At 70.3% G+C, this 16435-nt stretch carries 15 protein-coding genes and 1 tRNA gene; 10 read left to right on the top strand and 6 right to left on the bottom strand.

The features are described 5' to 3' along the window. Positions 1-594 (bottom strand): fasciclin domain-containing protein (locus tag VF330_RS28245; RefSeq protein ID WP_330854721.1); only part of this gene is annotated, 594 nt, incomplete at its 3' end. A 76-nt stretch (positions 595-670) separates the two neighbouring features. Then, a complete protein-coding gene (locus VF330_RS28240; RefSeq protein ID WP_414675469.1) occupies positions 671-1243 on the bottom strand; it encodes a TIGR03086 family metal-binding protein in 573 nt (190 codons plus the stop codon). Between the two features lie 91 nt (positions 1244-1334). Here VF330_RS28240 and VF330_RS28235 point away from each other — a divergent pair, with 91 nt between their 5' ends. Beyond that, positions 1335-1775 (top strand): MarR family winged helix-turn-helix transcriptional regulator, encoded by a 441-nt coding sequence (locus VF330_RS28235; RefSeq protein ID WP_330854719.1) that lies wholly within the window; start codon positions 1335-1337, stop codon positions 1773-1775. A 13-nt stretch (positions 1776-1788) separates the two neighbouring features. Continuing rightward, a complete protein-coding gene (locus VF330_RS28230; protein WP_330854718.1) occupies positions 1789-2979 on the top strand; it encodes an amidohydrolase in 1191 nt (396 codons plus the stop codon). On the opposite strand, the gene VF330_RS28225 is transcribed toward VF330_RS28230, so the two are convergent. Next, positions 2976-3596, bottom strand: coding sequence for a TetR/AcrR family transcriptional regulator (locus VF330_RS28225; RefSeq protein ID WP_330854717.1), 621 nt, complete (start codon positions 3594-3596; stop codon positions 2976-2978). The genes VF330_RS28230 and VF330_RS28225 overlap by 4 nt on opposite strands. A 93-nt stretch (positions 3597-3689) precedes the next feature. Between VF330_RS28225 and VF330_RS28220 the strand changes: the two genes are divergently transcribed. From VF330_RS28220 to VF330_RS28205, 4 genes are all read left to right on the top strand, one after another. After that, a complete protein-coding gene (locus VF330_RS28220) occupies positions 3690-5219 on the top strand; it encodes an NAD(P)/FAD-dependent oxidoreductase (protein ID WP_330854716.1) in 1530 nt (509 codons plus the stop codon). A gap of 139 nt (positions 5220-5358) precedes the next feature. Beyond that, complete coding sequence (locus VF330_RS28215; RefSeq protein WP_330854715.1) at positions 5359-7635, top strand: M4 family metallopeptidase; 2277 nt, start codon at positions 5359-5361, stop codon at positions 7633-7635. A 41-nt stretch (positions 7636-7676) separates the two neighbouring features. Beyond that, complete coding sequence (locus VF330_RS28210) at positions 7677-8285, top strand: lysoplasmalogenase (RefSeq protein ID WP_330854714.1); 609 nt, start codon at positions 7677-7679, stop codon at positions 8283-8285. Between the two features lie 78 nt (positions 8286-8363). Further along, positions 8364-8437 (top strand) — tRNA-Lys (locus tag VF330_RS28205). Positions 8438-8565: 128 nt separating this feature from the next. Here VF330_RS28205 and VF330_RS28200 read toward each other — a convergent pair. Further along, positions 8566-10167 carry a glycoside hydrolase family 64 protein gene (locus VF330_RS28200; protein WP_330854713.1) on the bottom strand — a complete coding sequence of 534 codons (1602 nt, stop codon included), beginning with the start codon at positions 10165-10167 and terminating at the stop codon, positions 8566-8568. A gap of 301 nt (positions 10168-10468) precedes the next feature. On the opposite strand from VF330_RS28200, the gene VF330_RS28195 reads away from it, so the two are divergent. Further along, the gene (locus tag VF330_RS28195; protein ID WP_330854712.1) at positions 10469-11299 is read left to right on the top strand and encodes an alpha/beta hydrolase; all 831 of its coding nucleotides are present in this window, start codon (positions 10469-10471) and stop codon (positions 11297-11299) included. Positions 11300-11341: 42 nt separating this feature from the next. Then, positions 11342-11692 (top strand): VOC family protein, encoded by a 351-nt coding sequence (locus tag VF330_RS28190; RefSeq protein WP_330854711.1) that lies wholly within the window; start codon positions 11342-11344, stop codon positions 11690-11692. Here the strand turns inward: VF330_RS28190 and VF330_RS28185 are convergent. Next, positions 11689-13338 carry a methyltransferase gene (locus VF330_RS28185; RefSeq protein WP_330854710.1) on the bottom strand — a complete coding sequence of 550 codons (1650 nt, stop codon included), beginning with the start codon at positions 13336-13338 and terminating at the stop codon, positions 11689-11691. The two genes, VF330_RS28190 and VF330_RS28185, sit on opposite strands and share 4 nt — an antisense overlap. Positions 13339-13359: 21 nt before the next feature. Next, positions 13360-14505 (bottom strand): 4-hydroxybenzoate 3-monooxygenase, encoded by a 1146-nt coding sequence (locus VF330_RS28180; protein WP_330854709.1) that lies wholly within the window; start codon positions 14503-14505, stop codon positions 13360-13362. Positions 14506-14700: 195 nt separating this feature from the next. On the opposite strand from VF330_RS28180, the gene VF330_RS28175 reads away from it, so the two are divergent. Continuing rightward, complete coding sequence (locus VF330_RS28175; RefSeq protein WP_330854708.1) at positions 14701-15687, top strand: acyl-CoA desaturase; 987 nt, start codon at positions 14701-14703, stop codon at positions 15685-15687. Between the two features lie 43 nt (positions 15688-15730). Beyond that, a complete protein-coding gene (locus tag VF330_RS28170) occupies positions 15731-16432 on the top strand; it encodes an SDR family NAD(P)-dependent oxidoreductase (protein WP_330854707.1) in 702 nt (233 codons plus the stop codon). The last annotated feature ends 3 nt before the right edge of the window (positions 16433-16435 follow it).

Here is a 16435-nt window from a genome sequence, read left to right as displayed (position 1 = left end):
GCAGATCACGTTGGCGTCGTTGACCTTCAGCGCGTCCTTGGTGCCGCTGACCTTGACGGTGCCGGTCTCGACGGTCTTCTGGTCGCCGACGATCTTGTCGGGCGAGATCTGGCCGGGGACGACGTGGTAGGTCAGGATCTTGGTCAGCAGGGCGTCGTCGGTCTTGAGCTTGTCGATGGTCGCGGCGTCGATCTTGGCGAACGCGGAGTCGACCGGCGCGAAGACGGTGAACTCGCCGCCGTTGAGCGTCGACACGAGGTTGACCTTCGGGTTCAGCTGGCCGGACACGGCCTGGACCAGCGTCTTGAGCAGCGGGTTGTTGCTGGCGGCGGTGGCGACCGGGTCGGCGGCCATGCCCGCGACGGAGCCGGAACCGGACGGGACCTGCTTCGCGTAGTCGGCACAGCCGGGGCCGACGAGGTCCTTGGCCGGGTCGGCCATCGCCGACGTCGACGGCGCCATCGAGGACGACGTCATGGGCGCGCTGCTGCTGGAGCCGCTGCTGGCCATGTCACCCGAACCGCACGCCGCGCCGAACAGGGCGAGCGAGACGGCGCCGACGGCCAGGACGGAGCTGCGGACGGTCTTGTTCATGACGGGACATCTCCAAGGAGTGATCGAGCGGTTGCTGCTCGTGATTCGGCGTCCTCGCCATGACGGATGGGTGCGGTTATGAATCCGTTACCAACGCGCCCATTTCGCCTGCACAGCGCCATTGCGGCGACCGCCCGAGCAGCGTGAGGACCCGGTCCAGCGGGTCCGCGTCGCCCTTCGCGGCCAACGCGGGCCCGAACGCCGCTCCCGGCACGAGTCGCGCCTCCCCGCCGGGCACCGCGAGCGCGATCGGCAGCGCCACCTCCGCCACGTCCGGGTCGAGCCGGTAGCCGACGCCGAGCGACCGCGCCACGTCCCAGCCGTGCACCACGTAGTCGACCAGGTGGAAGCCGATCGCCTGCGCGGCCGGGAAACGGGCCCCGAACTCCGGCAGGTCGAACTCCGGCATCGGGTCCGTGAACGCCGCGAGCACGTCCTCGGCTGCCTTGGCGTACTCGGCGGGCCCGGCCGGCCGGCTGCGCCACACCGCCGGGTCGTCGCCGAGACCTCGTGCGGCGGCGGCGAAACCGTGGTGCTGAACGGTCATGTGGGCGAGCAGGTCGGCGAGCGTCCACTCGGAACACGGCGTGGCCCGGCTCAGGTCGTCGGTCCGTACCCGCGAAACGATGTCGACGCTGGCCTCCACCATGCGACGGTGGCGACCCAGCAGCTCATTAATATGCACTCGCTTACGATAAGCATGAGCTTACGAAAGGCGCAAGGTCGCTATCATCCGGTTCGTGGACGCCCGGCGACGAGACCTCGCGGCGATGATCGCGCCGTTGCAGCGGGCGCTGATCGCCGCCGAACTGCCGGTGCTGCGCGCACACGGGCTGAGCATGTGGGGTTACGTCGTGCTCGACGCCCTGGAAGGGCAGCCGGTGCGCACCCAGGCCGCGCTGGCGGAGTTCATCGGCGCCGACAAGAGCCGCATCATCGCCGTGCTGGACGAGCTGGAGAACGCCGAGCTCCTGGAACGCACCCGCGACCCGTCCGACCGGCGTGCGCGGTTCGTCGCCATCACCGACGAGGGCCGCCGCAAGCACGCCGCGGTCCAGACCGACATCCAGCGCAACGAGGACCGCGTGCTCGCGCAGCTGCCGGCGTCCGACCGTGAGGCGTTCGTGCGCGCGCTGACCGTCCTGTCCGCACTCCCGGCCGCGGAGATCACCGGCGGGTGACAGGATCGCGTGCATGACCGACCTGCACGAGCTGTACCGCGACCTGCACCGCCACCCCGAGCTGTCCCTGCAGGAGTTCCGCACGGCCGGCGTGCTCGCCGACGCGCTGCGCCCGCTGGGGTACGAGGTCACGACCGAGGTCGGCGGCACCGGAGTGGTGGGTGTTCTGCGCAACGGCGACGGTCCGGTCGTGTTGCTCCGTGCGGACATCGACGCGTTGCCCGTGCAGGAGACGACGGGACTCCCTTACGCCTCAACGGCACGCGCCACGAACGCGCACGGCGAGGACGTGCCGGTCGCCCATGCGTGCGGGCACGACATGCACGCCACGTGCCTGGTCGGTGCGGCGGAACGGCTCGCGCGGACCCGTGAGGAGTGGACGGGCACGCTGCTCGTGGTCTTCCAGCCCGCGGAGGAACTGGGCGTCGGCGCGCGGAACATGGTCGAGGACGGGCTGTTCGACCGGTTCGGCAAGCCCGAGGTCGTGCTGGCGCAGCACGTCGCGCCGCTGCCAGCGGGCATGATCGCGCACGGCAGCGGGCCGGTGATGGCGGCGTCCGACTCGGTGCGCGTCACGTTGTTCGGGCGGGGCGGGCACGGGTCCTCGCCGGAGACCGCGGTCGACCCGGTGCTGATGGCGGCGCATGTCGTCGTGCGCCTGCAAGGCATCGTCTCGCGCGAGATCGCACCCAGTGAGCGTGCGGTCGTCACGGTCGGACGGCTGCAGGCGGGTCTCAAGGAGAACGTCATCCCCGAGACCGCCGAGCTCGGCATCAACATCAGGGCGTTCAGCGACCACATCCGCGGCATCCTGCGCGCCGCCATCGAACGGATCGTGCGCGCGGAGGCCCAGGCGTCGGGAGCGCCGCGCGAGCCCGATTTCGACTGGTACGACGGCATGCCCGTGCTGGTGTCCGACCCGGACGCGACGGCGCGGACGATGACCGCGTTCGCCGGCCACTTCGGCGCGCACAACCTCATCCCCGGCGCGGTCGTCAACGCCAGCGAGGACGTGGGCGACTTCGGTGCGGCAGCGGGGATCCCGACCGTGTTCTGGTTCCTCGGCGGCACGGACTTCAGCGCTCACGAGCCCGGCAGGGCCGTGCCGATGAACCACTCCCCCGAGTTCGCGCCGGACCTCGAACCGACGATCACCACCGGCGTGGACGCACTGGTCGTCGCCGCGCGGGCCTGGCTCGGCTAACGAGCGGCGATCCCGTCGTACATCAGCCGCCGCAGGGCCTCGCTCTGCGCCACCTGGGCCTCCGGCGTGCGCAGTGACGAGATCGCGGTGCCGAGGATCATGCCGTTGATGGCCCTGGCGGTGTTGCCGACGTCGAGGTCGGCGCGCAGGTAACCGAGCTCGACGCCGTGCGTCAGGTAGGCGGCGGTGAGCCCGGCCGCGAGGTCGAACAGGTCGAGGACGCGGTCGGCCATCGCCCGGTCGATGCCGGGCGCCTCGAACAGCAGCAGGCGCGGGACGCGCGGGTCCTCGCCGAAGATGCGGCCGAGCGCCTCGCCGATGCGGGCGGACTGCTCGCGGTACTCGTCGAGCGTCGACACGGCGTCCGGGGCGTTCTCGGCGGTGAGCGCGCCGGTGATGCGGGCGACCAGGTCGTCGACGACGTGGTCGACGATGTCCCGCTTGTTCTGGAAGTAGCGGTAGAACGTGCCGTGGCCGATGCCGAGCCGCGTGGCGACGTCCGCGATGCCGGTGGCGTGGTAGCCGCGCTCGGCGAAGCAGTCGAAGGCCGCGTCGATGATCTCGCGGCGCAGCTCCTGCTTCTTGCGCTCGGCGCGGCTGACGGGTTCGGCACTCATGCGGCTGAGTCTATGACCTGCGGAGTCTTGTGATCACACGGAGAACTGACATACGGTTCCGAAACTGACACGCGATTCCGTTCGGAGGTCGGCATGCACGACGCGGTGATCGTCGGAGCGGGTTTCGGCGGGATGGGCGCGGCGATCGAGCTCAAGCGGCTCGGGTTCGGAGACCTGCTGGTCCTCGAACGGGAGGACGACCTCGGCGGCACGTGGCACGTGAACCGCTATCCGGGACTGGCCGTGGACATCCCGTCCCCGACGTACTCCTACTCGTTCGAGCCGAACCCGCACTGGTCGCGGTTGTTCGCGCCGGGCGAGGAGCTCAAGCGGTACGCCGCGCACGTCGCCGAGAAGTACGGCCTGCGGCCGTCGATGCGGTTCGGGGTGGCGGTGACCGGTGCCCGGTGGCGCGACGACCACTGGGAGGTCGCGGCCGGCGAGGAGACGTTCCGCGCGCGGTACCTGGTGACCGCGACCGGGTTCCTGTCGATGCCGAGGAAGCCGGACATCGCAGGCATCGACACGTTCCGCGGCGAGGTGCTCCACACCGCCGCCTGGCGGCCGACGGACCTGCGCGGCAAGCGGGTGGCCGTCATCGGGACGGGCGCGACCGCGGTGCAGCTGATCCCCGAACTGGCACGCGAGGCGTCGGCGTTGACGGTGTACCAGCGCACGCCGATCTGGGTGAGTCCCAAGCCCGACCACCCGATTCCGCCGCCAGTGCGGAAGTTGTTCGCACGGCTGCCGTTCGCGCAGCGGGCCGTGCGGTGGCTGGGCAGCGCGGTCCTGGAGCTGATGATGATCTCCGGGGTGGTGCACTACCGGCAGCTGCGGGTGGCGAACCGGCTCGCCGAGTGGTGGTGCCGCGCACACCTGCACCGCCAGGTCCGCGATCCGGAGCTGCGTCGCGAGCTCACGCCGGACTACTCGTTCGGCTGCAAGCGGCCGACGTTCTCCAACGACTACTTCCGCACGTTCACGCGACCGCACGTGCGCCTCGAAACGTCCTCCGTCACCGGCATCGACGCCACCGGCGTGACCACCGCGAACGGCCGCACCGAGATCGATGTCCTCGTACTGGCAACGGGGTTCGACCTCTGGGACGTCAACTTCCCCGCGTTCCCGGTGATCGGGCGCGACGGCAGGGACCTCGGCGCGTGGTGGCGGCAGAACCGTTTCCAGGCCTACGAAGGCGTGACCGTGCCGGGCTTTCCGAACCACCTGTCGCTCAACAGTCCCTACTCCTACAGCGGGTTGTCGTACTTCACGACGATCGAGTGCCAGATGACGCACATGCGCCGGCTGTTCACGGCGATGCGCGCGCGTGGCGCGACGGTCTTCGAGGTGACCGAACGCGCCAACGACGAGTTCCTCGAACGGATGCGCGCCAAGGTCACCGGGAACTCCGTCTTCTCGCTCGGCCGGTGCGCCACGGCCCACAGCTACTACTTCAACCAGCACGGCGAGGCCACGTTGCTGCGGCCGACCTCGACGTTCGGCGCCCGGCGCGCGGCGCGCAGCTTCCCGTTGGAGGACTACGACCTCTCGGGGCAAACCGGGCGACAAGCCCTACAAAGGAATGTGCGGCACCAACTCCCACAAATGCGATCGAATAGTTAGGTGTGAATAAGTTAGTCCTTGTTAACGATCGCCCGGGAACTCATTCTTTCCCTGCTCCGCCACCACATTCACCTCGACGAACCACCGGCTCCCCCTGCAACCGAGGGCCGGTGTCTTCGCCCTGCAACGAGGAGAACAAATGCAAGCCAGACGCACCTTCGTGCTGGCCGCGGCAGGAACACTGGCCGCCGCGGTCCTGACCCAGACGGGCGCGCAGACCGCCGCCGCCCAGCCCCAGCCTCCCGGTCAGACCGCCGAGGCGCTGGCCGTGGACGCGGCCGCGAGCCTCGTCGACAGCCGCCCCGCGCAGCTGCACGCCAGCGCGAACGACGCGTTCGTCCGCCACAACGTCATCTCGTCGACGAACGGCCTCAAGTACGTCCCCTACGAGCGGACCTACAAGGGGATTCCGGTCGTGGGCGGCGACTTCGTGGTCGTCACCGACTCGACCGGCCAGGTCCTGCAGACCTCCGTCGGCCAGGACACCACGATCGACCTCGCGAGCACCACCGCGTCGGTCACCAAGGCGCAGGCGGAGGCCACCGCCAGGACCGCCATGTCCACTGTGGACGGCGTGGGCGCCGCCTCGCAGGTCGTCTACGCGCTCGACTCCGCGCCGAAGCTCGCTTGGAAGGTCACGGTCACCGGCCGCGACTCCGAGGGCCCGAGCAAGCTCGACGTGGTCGTCGACGCCGCCACCGGCAAGGTCCTGCGCAAGCAGGAACGCGTCATGCACGGCACCGGCAACGGCGCGTGGAACGGCCCGAAGCCGGTCACCATCGCCACCACGCAGTCCGGCTCGAACTACTCGATGAAGGACCCGACGCTCACCAACGTGAGCTGCCAGGACGCGGCGACCAACACGACGTTCACGAAGACCTCCGACTCCTGGGGCAACGGCACCGCGACCAACCGCGAGACCGGCTGCGTCGACGTGCTGTTCGCGGCGCAGACCGAGTCGAAGATGCTCTCGCAGTGGCTGGGCCGCAACGGTTTCGACGGCAACGGCGGCGGCTGGCCGATGCGCGTCGGCCTGAACGACCAGAACGCCTACTACGACGGCAGCCAGGTCCAGATCGGCAAGAACACCGCCGGCCAGTGGATCGGCTCCGTCGACGTCGTGGCGCACGAGCTCGGCCACGGCATCGACGACCACACGCCGGGCGGCATCTCCGGTGCGGGCACGCAGGAGTTCGTCGCGGACGTCTTCGGCGCCACGACCGAGTGGTACGCGAACGAGCCGTCGCCCTACGACACCCCGGACTTCCTCGTCGGCGAGACGATCAACCTCGTCGGCAGCGGCCCGATCCGCAACATGTACAACCCGTCGGCGCTGGGCCACGCGAACTGCTACTCGTCCTCGATCCCGAACACCGAGGTGCACGCGGCCGCCGGTCCCGGCAACCACTGGTTCTACCTGCTCTCGCAGGGCACGAACCCGACCAACGGCCAGCCGACCAGCACCACGTGCAACAACACGTCGATCACCGGTCTCGGCGTCGAGAAGGCCATCAAGATCTTCTACAACGCCATGCTGCTCAAGACCTCCAGCAGCTCGTACCTGAAGTACCGCACCTGGACGCTGACCGCCGCGAAGAACCTCTACCCCGGCAGCTGCGCGGAGTTCAACACGGTCAAGGCGGCCTGGGACGCGGTCAGCGTGCCCGCGCAGTCGGCCGACCCGACGTGCAGCGCCACCGGCACCGTCACCGTCAGCAACCCCGGCAACCAGTCCGGCACCGTCGGCACCGCGGTCTCGCTGCCGCTGTCCGCGAGCGGCGGCACCGCCCCGTACACCTGGTCCGCCACCGGTCTGCCCGCCGGCCTGTCGCTGAACGGCAGCACGATCTCCGGCACCCCGACCACCGCCGGCACCTCGAACGTCACCGTCACCGCCCAGGACAGCGCCGGCAAGAGCGGCAGCGCGTCGTTCAGCTGGACCGTCGGCACCGGCGGCGGCACCTGCTCGGGCCAGAAGATCGTCAACCCCGGCTTCGAGTCCGGTACCGCCTCGTGGACGGCGTCGTCCGGCGTCATCGGCCAGCACAGCTCCAACGGCGAACCGGCCCGCACCGGCACCTGGTCGTCGTGGCTGAACGGCTACGGCTCGTCGCACACCGACTCGCTGTCCCAGTCGGTGGCGATCCCGTCCGGCTGCAAGGCCTCGCTGACGTTCTACCTGCACATCGACACCAGTGAGACCGGCAGCACCGTCTACGACAAGCTGACCGTCACCGCGGGCAGCACCACGCTCGGCACGTTCTCGAACGTCAACGCCGCCTCCGGCTACGCGCTCAAGACGTTCGACGTGTCCTCGCTCGCCGGCCAGACCGTGACCTTCAAGTTCACCGGCGTGGAGGACGCCTCGCTGCAGACGTCGTTCGTGATCGACGACACGGCGCTGACGCTGAGCTGACGTGCCTAGTCTGAGCACCTCTCAACGGCGAGAAGGTGCTCATGAAGAACCAGGCCTACGCGGTTGCCGCGATCGTGGACTCGATCGCGGCGACCGTGCCGACCACCGGCAACGTGCGCAAGGTCACCAAAACGTCGTTGATGCCGGCCCTCGCCCTGGCGAGCCCGCCCCGAGACCCCGGCATGGCGGTGGGCCTGGCCGGCTCGTGGGCAGGCGACGTGGCCCTGCTCGGATCCTCCGACGAGGCCTTCCGAGCAGGCCTTTTCAGCTTCCTGGCAGCCCACCTCGGCTACACGGCGGCACTGGCCCGCCGCTCCACCCCCGGCACCCGCAAGGCGGTGCTCCCGATCGTCGCCGCCTCCACCGCGGCGGCCTTCGCCTTCTCCCGCGCGGCGGGCCCGCTGGGCAGACCGGTCGGCCTCTACGCCCTCACCCTCGGCACGATGGTGGCCGCCGCCTCGACGGTCCGCGGCGCGGGCTCACGACGAGTTCTCGTTGGCGCAGCGCTGTTCGCGGCCTCCGACGCCCTGCTCGGCGCCAGCCGGTTCGTCCTCGGAGGACGCTCCGCGCGACTCGCCTCCGCCGGCGTGATGCCGACCTACACGGCGGCGCAGTGGCTCATCCACACCGGCTTCGCGCGCGGCAGGTGACCCCGCCGGGAAACCCGTCGGATGCCCTGTGCTAACGTTCTTCACGTCGGAAACAGCACGGCTCCGGCACACAAACAAGCGCCGCTAGCTCAGTTGGTTAGAGCAGCTGACTCTTAATCAGCGGGTCCGGGGTTCGAGTCCCTGGCGGCGTACACCGGAGAAGCGGGTCGAGAATTTTCTCGACCCGCTTCTCCGTTTTTCGCGAGTCGGTCCGTTTTCGCGCTCAACGCGCGGAAACGCCGGGGCGCGCAGGCGCCCCGGCGTCAGGTGTGGAAGAACTTCAGGCGCGGTGCCACTTCTGGTTGGCGCCGCCCACGCAGTCCCACATGTGCAGGACGGCGTCGTTGTTCGGGTTCCACTCCGCGATGTCCACGCACTTGTGCGCCTGCGGGTTCACCAGTTCACCCATGCCGGTCGGCACGAACTGCTGGGCGGGGTTGCCGGAGCAGGTCGCCAGCTGCACGGCCGCACCGTTGGCCGTCGAGCCCCACGCCACGTCCATGCACTTGTTGTTCTCGGTGCGCAGCGTGCCGTTCACCCACTCGAACTTCTGGTTCGAGCCACCCGTGCAGTCCCACACGATCAGGCGCTGGCCGTCGGCGAAGTTCCAGTTCGGCACGTCGATGCACTTGCCGTGCCAGTCGCTGGCGATGGCGCTGACGTTGCCCGCCGGCGGAGGGGTGGTGCTGCCACCGCCGCTGAACGGGGTGAGGGTGATGCCGGCCGAGCGCGGGTCGCCGTCGTGCACGAGCGACTCCTGCGCCTGCACGTCGTCGAACGCGAAGCCGTAGGCCTTGCCGTCCACCATGTTCTGGTGCACCAGCCGCGAGTAGTGGTTGGTGATCGAGCCCTGGTAGAAGTCCGCGGGACCGCCACCGGGCTGCACGTCGATGCGGCCGAGCGTGGTGCGGTGGAGTGCGGCGCACAGGGTGCGGGCGATCGGGCCGACCACCTGGTCGTTGGGTGCGCCGAGCGCGCCGTCGCAGCCCCACACGTTCGACGTGGACGGCTTCGCGAACGACGCGACCTGCTGGCCGGCGGAGTTCGTGAAGTTCATGTTGTTGCCGGACGTGCGGCCGAAGTACTTCACGTCCGGGCGGTCGCCGAACGGCTGCACGGTCAGCGTCTTGCCCGTGTAGGCGTTCCACGCCTGGGTGATGTACGAGTCGAGGTAGTTGCGGTCGAAGTTGCCGACGTCGGCGGCCTTGCCCGGCGCCAGGACGCGCAGCACCGTGCCGTCCGAACGGGACATGACCGACCCGCCCCAGCCGGCCTGGCCGCGGATGCCGTTGATGACGGCGTCCCGCCCGCCGGACTTCAGCTCACCGGTCTTCTTCGTCGCACCGCTCGCGCCCGTCACGGACACGGCGTGCGGCACGGCGAACATGTCCACCTGGGAGCTGTTCAGCCAGAGACCGGCGTCGTTGTAGGTGAACTCGCTCCAGTCGAACAGGATGCCGCTGTTCGGGTCGCCGGACGCCCACGGCGCCGGTTGCACCAGGCCGTCGGGGGTCAGGAGGAACTTGAGCTTCTCGCCGAACGACATGTAGACGCGGCCGGAGATGAACCGCGGCACCTTGAGCGTGGCGGTGCCGCCCTGTCCGGGACCGGCGATCGACACGTCCGGCGCGGGGGTGGGCGGGTTGCCGCCCGGCGACCACGGCGTGAACGAGCCCGCCTGGTTGACGTACCCGAGTCGTCCACTTCGGATGTCGGTGCCGAGGACGTACAGGTGCACGGCCTCGGACCGGCCGCTGTTGTTGGTGACGTTGAGCGGCAACAGGTCGGGGCCGATCGCCTGTACCGGCGTGGCCGCGATGGTCGCCGACGCGATCGCCGCCAGTGAGGCGAGCGCGCTCGACCACTTCGTACGGGTGCGCATGTGACTCCTTGTGCAGGGGTGCTCTGCCAGCAGACCTTCCGACCGACTTCAGGGCGGTCGGCGATCAGGTGTCCGAGAACTGGTCCAGACCGGTTATGAGAGCGCTTCCATGGTCGTGCGCCGACGGGAGCCCTGTCAATACCGGGCAGGAAGAGGGCAGGCGACACGCCCTCGTGGCACAGAGATCCGATCGCATGTGGACCGACCGGTCGCAGACCTCCTGGCGAACTCGCGCTTGACGGCGTAGGCTAATGCCATTAGCTTTTAGGTAAAGCAGCTTAGCCAACGGAGTGGGACAGTGATGACGGAGTTCCTGGAGCTCGCGGGTGGACGGATCGCGTACGACGTGGCCGGTGAGGGGCCGCTGGTCGTGCTCGCGCACGGCATGGGCGACAACCGGGAGGCGTTCCGCGAGGTGGCGACGCAGCTGGTCGCGGCCGGGTACCGGGTCGCGAACGTCGACCAGCGCGGCCACGGCGAGTCGAGCGCCGAATGGCCGTCCTACACGCGCACCGACGCGGCCGCCGACCTGCTCGCCGTGGTCCGGCACCTCGGCGGACCGGCCGTGCTCGTGGGCCACTCGTTCGCCGGTGGAGCGGCCACCATCGCGGCGGCGCAGGAGCCCGAGCTGGTCAGCGCGATCGTGGAGGTCACACCCTTCACCCGCGCGCAGAAGCCCGACCTCGGCGGCCTGTTCACGAACGCCCGGTACCGCAGGGGAATGCTGCTGCTCACGGGCATGGGCCTGACCGGCAGCCTGGACAAGTGGACGAGCTACCTGGAGCACGCGGTTCCCGGCGCCAGGCCCGCGGGCTTCGCCGAGCACCTCGGCTCCATCAAGGCGGACCTGAGCCGGCCCGGCCGGATGAAGGTCCTGCGGAAGGTGGGCACGTCGTCGGCCGCGGACGCGGGTGCGCGCCTTGGGGACGTCCGCTGCCCCGCGCTCGTCGTGCAGGGATCACTGGACCCCGACTGGGCCAGCCCGCGCGCCGAGGGGGAAGCCGTCGTGGCGGCCATGCCGGCCGGGCTCGGACGACTGGAGGTGATCGAGGGTGCCGGCCACTACCCGCACGTCCAGTTCCCGGACGCGCTGGTCGCGTTGATCCTGGGGTTCCTGAAGGAGCAGCGGTAACCAGGACAGAGGATGTCCGCGTGCGGTGGCACGATCCCGCGCATGATCGGACGTTGGCACGGCCTGGTGATCGACTGCCCCGACCCGCGGGGTCTCGCGGAGTTCTACGAGAAGGTGCTCGGCATGGTCCGGGTGCAGGACGACGACGGGTTCGTCGTCATCGGGGACGCGCCCGACCGGCCCGGCGTGGCGTTCGCACGGGTCGAGAGCTGGCAACCGCCGAAGTGGCCGGACGAGTCGGCGCACCTGCACCTGGACGTGCGGGTGGACGACCTGGCGGCGGCGGGCGAGCAGGTGGAGGCGCTCGGTGCGCGCCGGCTCGAAGGCGGTGGCGAGCGGTTCCACGTCTACGCGGACCCCGCCGGCCACCCCTTCTGCCTCGTGCGCTTCTAGACCAGCCGGGCGCGCATCACGTGCGCGTCCAACGGCAGCGCGTGCGTCTCGACCAGTTCGAAGCCCGCTTCCGCCAGCAGTGCGCGGTAGTGCGACTCGGAACGTTCACGGCCGCCCGTGTTGCACAGCATGTGGATGTCCCACGGGATGGCCAGGGAGTCGGCGCCGGCTTCGGGCAGCAGCCGCTCGACCACCAGCAGCTCGGCGTGCGCGGGCATGTCGCGCGCGCACGTCGCCAGGATCGTGCGGCACTGGTCGTCGTCCCAGTCGTGCAGCACGCGTGACAACAGGTAGACGTCGCCGTTGCCGGGGATCGACCGCGTGAAGTCGCCTGGTACCAGGGAAACCCGGCCGGCGAGGTCGGCCAGGCGGAGTTCGGCGGCGGTCAGGGCGTTCGGGAGGTCGAGCAGGACGCCGCGCAGCGACGGGTTGGCGTGCAGCACGCGGGACAGCAGCTCGCCGTTGCCGCCGGCCACGTCGACGACCGTGCGGGCGCCGGAGAAGTCGACGACCTTGGTGACGCCGGTGAACATCGCGTTGCTCGCCGCCATGGACCCGTGGAACAGCTCGGCGAGCGCCGGATCCGCCGCCATGTGGGCGAAGTGGTGCGCGCCGAACGCCTTCGCGTACGACTCCTCCCCGCTGCGGACCGACTCGGTGAGCTCGGCGAACGAGCGGTAGAACGGGCCGCCGTACATCAGCGCCAGCGGCCGCATCGAGCCCGCGAGGTCCGAGCGCAGCAGCTCGCCCAGGTCGGTCAGCGCGTGGCCGTCGCCGGAGGCGTGGACGACGCCGAGCGAGTCGAGGTAGCGCAGAAGCCTTGCGAGACTTCGAGGTTCGGTGCCGGTGGCCGCGGCGAGCGACGGCAGGTCGGCGGACGACGCCAGGTGGTCGAGCAGGCGCAGCTCGGCGGCGGTGGCGATCGCCTGCGTCGCCCACGCGCCGGTCAGCAGGCGCAGCAGCTCGGTGCCGGCGCACGACTCGCGCTGGTGGGCCGCCTGCAGCTGCGGGAAACGGCCGGTGGCCACGAGCTCGAGCCGGCGGAACGCGGGATCGGCGCAGCGCGCGTCGCGGAAGTACAGGACGGTGCTGTTCTCGTACCCGTTGTAGCCGCCGCCGTCGGGGCGCATGACACCCGTGACCAACGTCCGCAAACCGCGCAGCAGCACGGGATCCGGCCTGCGCACGGCCAGTGCGACGTGGCTTTCCCGCTCGTGCCGGCGCTCGTCCTCCGCGATGTGCGCCAGCGATGGCGGCGTCACCATCACGAAGATCTCCAGCTCGCACGGCCAGCCGTTGCGGTCGGTGACGGGCGCGCGCAGGATGCCGACCTGGAGGTCCGCGACGGGCACGGAGTACCGGGTGCTCAACCGTTCGCGGACGACCACGCTGGGCGTCATCGTGCCGGCCTCGATGCCCCGGGCCGACAGCTCGTCCGCCAGTCCCGCCAGCGTTTCCGGGAAGATCAGCAACGCCACGTGGTCGAGGGTCGCGTGCCGCGTCACGGCCGCGCGCTGGTCCGCGTCGAGGGACGGCAGCGCGGCCGCCAGCGCGGAGTGGGTGTCGTGGTCGCCGATGAGCGCCAGCGCCGCGGTGAGGCGGTCGAGGTCGGCCGCGGCGAGGACGGGGGTGCGTGTCGAGATCATGATGAGTGTGTTCCCGGGGTTTCAGATGCCGACGTACTGCTCGGCGAAGAAGTCTTGGTGGGCGCGGCTGTCGCGCAGGCTGTCGAGCCGCGCGCGGCGCAGGGCGCGGTGGAAGTCGTCGGCCTGCGGGTGGAGGAGGTCGATCATCCAGCGCGAGAACTCCTGCGCCCGCCAGACGCGGGGCAGGCAGGTGCGCGAGTAGGCGGCCAGCGGCCGTTCGTCGCCGCGCAGGGCCGACGTCAGCGCGGACGCCAGCACCTCGGCCTCCATGATCGCCAGGTTGGCGCCCTTGGCGGCGGACGGGCTGATCAGGCTCGCGGCGTCGCCGGCGAGGAACAGCCGGTCGTGCTGGATCGGGTCGGCCACCTCCGAACGCAGCCGCACGAGCCGCCGTTCGAGGACCGGGCCCTGTTTGAGCTGGCCGAAGGAGTCGACGCGCATCCGGGTGCCGAGCGCCGCCCAGATCCGCTCGTCCGGCCAGGCCTCCGGGTCGTCGCCGGGAGGGACCTGGAGGTAGTATCGCGTCACCTCGGGACTGCGCGCCATGTGGCCGGCGAACCCGTCGTCGTGGACGGCGTAGGTCACCGCGGACATGCTCTGCGGGGCTTCCACGAGCACGGCCAGCCAGCTCACGCCGTGGTCCTGGCGGTGGCGCCGGGCGGGAACGGCCTTGCGGGTCACGCCGTTGCCGCCGTCGCACCCGGCGAGGAACCGGCCGGTGGCGACGTCCTCGCCCCGCTCGTCGCGGTAGCGGACCGTGGCGGTGTGCGGGTCGACACCGGTGACGGTGACACCGAACCGGATGTCGCCGCCGCGCCCGAGGTACTCGGCGACGAGGTCCGTGACTAGGTCCTGCTGCGGGTACACGGTGTGCACCTCGCCGCGGCCCAGCCGGGAGTAGTCGAGCTCGAACTCGTCGTCGTCACAACGGAAAGCGCAGACGCCGTGCGACTGTCCTTTGTGGAGAAGTCCGGCACCGAGACCGTGCTCGGTCAGCACCCTGGCGCTGTTCGGGCCGAGGAACCCCGCCCTCGCCCTGGTCTGCACCTGCTCGCGGCTCGCCCGTTCCAGCACGAGCGTGTCGACCCCCGCCGCGCGCAGGAGGTTGGCTAAGACGAGTCCCGCCGGCCCCGCGCCCGCGATGAGCACGGTCGTGTGGTCGACCACGCGATCTGGTCCTCTCTGCCGGTCGGGCCCGCACCGGGCCCGTTGCGGCAGCACTGGACAGCACCGGCCGGGGCGGGGGCCAGCGGCTCGCCGAGGACCAAGATCATGATCACTCCATCGTGTCGCCCGGAGCGGTTGGGGACGACTTCACCACCCGTGCATGACTTGGCCGTCGCGATCAGGCATTCTGCGCAAATGACATACCGCCAGGCGAGCGACTTCGCCCAGCTGTCGGCCGAGATCAAGCAGGCGGGCCTGCTCGACCGGAGGCGCGGGTACTACTACTTCAGAATCGGCGCGAACCTGGCGGTGTACGCGGCGGCCTGGGTGGCGTTCGCGCTGCTGGGCGACTCGTGGTGGCAGCTCGCGGTCGCGGTCGTGCTCGCGGTGATGAGCACCCAGCTCGCGTTCATCGGCCACGACGCCGGCCACAAGCAGATCTTCGCCTCCCGGCGGTGGAACGAGATCGCCGGGTACGCCCACAGCGGCCTGGTCGGGGTCAGCTACGACTGGTGGGTCGGCAAGCACAACCGCCACCACGCCAACCCCAACCACGAGGACGAGGACCCGGACGTCGACATCACGGTCCTCGCGTTCACCCAGCGCCAGGGCGAGGCCAAGCGCGGGCCGCTGCGGTGGATCGCCTCGCACCAGGCCGTGCTGTTCTTCCCGTTGCTGCTGCTCGAAGGCTTCGCGCTGCACGTGCACTCGATCAAGCACGCCGGTCGCGAGCGGCCGCTGATGATCGCGAACGTCGTGGTGTACCTCGGCGTGGTGTTCTGGGTCCTCTCCCCCGCGTACGCGATCGCGTTCGTGCTGGTGCACCAGGGCCTGTGGGGCTTCTACATGGGCTGCTCCTTCGCCCCCAACCACAAGGGCATGCCCGTCCTGAGCGCCGGCCACAGCCTCGACTTCCTGCGCAAGCAGGTGCTGACCTCCCGCAACATCCGCGGCGGCTGGTTCACCGACGTCCTGCTCGGCGGGCTGAACTACCAGATCGAGCACCACCTGTTCCCGAGCATGCCGCGCCCGCACCTCAAGCACGCGCAGGTGATCGTGAGCCGGTTCTGCCAGGAGCGCGGCATCTCCTACGCGCAGTGCGGGCTGTTCCGCTCGTACGGGTACGTGCTGGAGCATCTGCACGAGGTCTCGACGCCGCTGCGGGCCAAAGCCGCGGTCTGATTCCCGCCAGACTCCCCGCCGCCGCTCGGCCAGGGTTTCCGGCATGGGATCACTCGAGGGAAGAGCGGCTCTGGTGACCGGCGGCAGCCGGGGCATCGGGGCCGCGGTGGCCGCGAAGCTCGCCGCGCTGGGCGCACGGGTCGCGGTCACTTACCAGAACACCGAACCTGCGGGCGTGAAGGCGATCCGGGCGGACAGCGCCGACCCGGACGCCGTGGTGGCGGCGGTCGAGGAGACCGCGGCGGAGTTCGGGCGGCTCGACGTCCTGGTGAACAACGCCGGGGTGTTCCGGGTCGGGCCGCTGGAGGGGCTCGGCCGGGAGGAGTTCGACCACACGATGGCCGTGAACGTGCGGGCGCCGTTCCTGGCGGCGCGGGCGGCCGCAAGGCACATGCGCGAGGGCGGGCGGATCATCAGCATCGGCAGCAATGTCGCCGTGTACGCGCCGTTCCCCGGCTTCGCGCTCTACTCCGCGAGCAAGACGGCGCTGATCGGCATGACGAAGGGCCTGGCGCGTGAGCTGGGGCCGTTGGGGATTACCGCGAACGTCGTGAACCCCGGTCCGACCGACACGGACATGAACCCGGCCGACGGGCCGATGGCGGAGCAGATCCGCGGGCTGACGGCACTGGGGCGGTACGGGACGCCGGCTGAGATCGCCGAGGTCGTCGCCGCGTTGGCGGGGAACGCCGGTGCGTACGTCACCGGCGCCAGCGTCAACGTCGACGGCGGCTTCACCGTCTAGCGA

Origin of the sequence: Lentzea sp. (assembly GCF_036380075.1) — a bacterium.
In the GTDB taxonomy this organism is placed as follows: domain Bacteria; phylum Actinomycetota; class Actinomycetes; order Mycobacteriales; family Pseudonocardiaceae; genus Lentzea.
Note: the sequence above shows the minus strand (reverse complement) of the source record. Positions and strands in the feature narration are given on the sequence as shown.

Coding starts and splice junctions, on each gene's coding strand:
- VF330_RS28170 (WP_330854707.1), top strand. CDS start 15,731: ATGGGATCACTCGAGGGAAGAGCGGCTCTGGTGACCGGCGGCAGCCGG.
- VF330_RS28175 (WP_330854708.1), top strand. CDS start 14,701: ATGACATACCGCCAGGCGAGCGACTTCGCCCAGCTGTCGGCCGAGATC.
- VF330_RS28195 (WP_330854712.1), top strand. CDS start 10,469: ATGACGGAGTTCCTGGAGCTCGCGGGTGGACGGATCGCGTACGACGTG.
- VF330_RS28200 (WP_330854713.1), bottom strand. CDS start 10,167: ATGCGCACCCGTACGAAGTGGTCGAGCGCGCTCGCCTCACTGGCGGCG.
- VF330_RS28220 (WP_330854716.1), top strand. CDS start 3,690: ATGCACGACGCGGTGATCGTCGGAGCGGGTTTCGGCGGGATGGGCGCG.
- VF330_RS28240 (WP_414675469.1), bottom strand. CDS start 1,243: ATGGTGGAGGCCAGCGTCGACATCGTTTCGCGGGTACGGACCGACGAC.
- VF330_RS28225 (WP_330854717.1), bottom strand. CDS start 3,596: ATGAGTGCCGAACCCGTCAGCCGCGCCGAGCGCAAGAAGCAGGAGCTG.
- VF330_RS28185 (WP_330854710.1), bottom strand. CDS start 13,338: ATGATCTCGACACGCACCCCCGTCCTCGCCGCGGCCGACCTCGACCGC.
- VF330_RS28190 (WP_330854711.1), top strand. CDS start 11,342: ATGATCGGACGTTGGCACGGCCTGGTGATCGACTGCCCCGACCCGCGG.
- VF330_RS28210 (WP_330854714.1), top strand. CDS start 7,677: ATGAAGAACCAGGCCTACGCGGTTGCCGCGATCGTGGACTCGATCGCG.
- VF330_RS28230 (WP_330854718.1), top strand. CDS start 1,789: ATGACCGACCTGCACGAGCTGTACCGCGACCTGCACCGCCACCCCGAG.
- VF330_RS28215 (WP_330854715.1), top strand. CDS start 5,359: ATGCAAGCCAGACGCACCTTCGTGCTGGCCGCGGCAGGAACACTGGCC.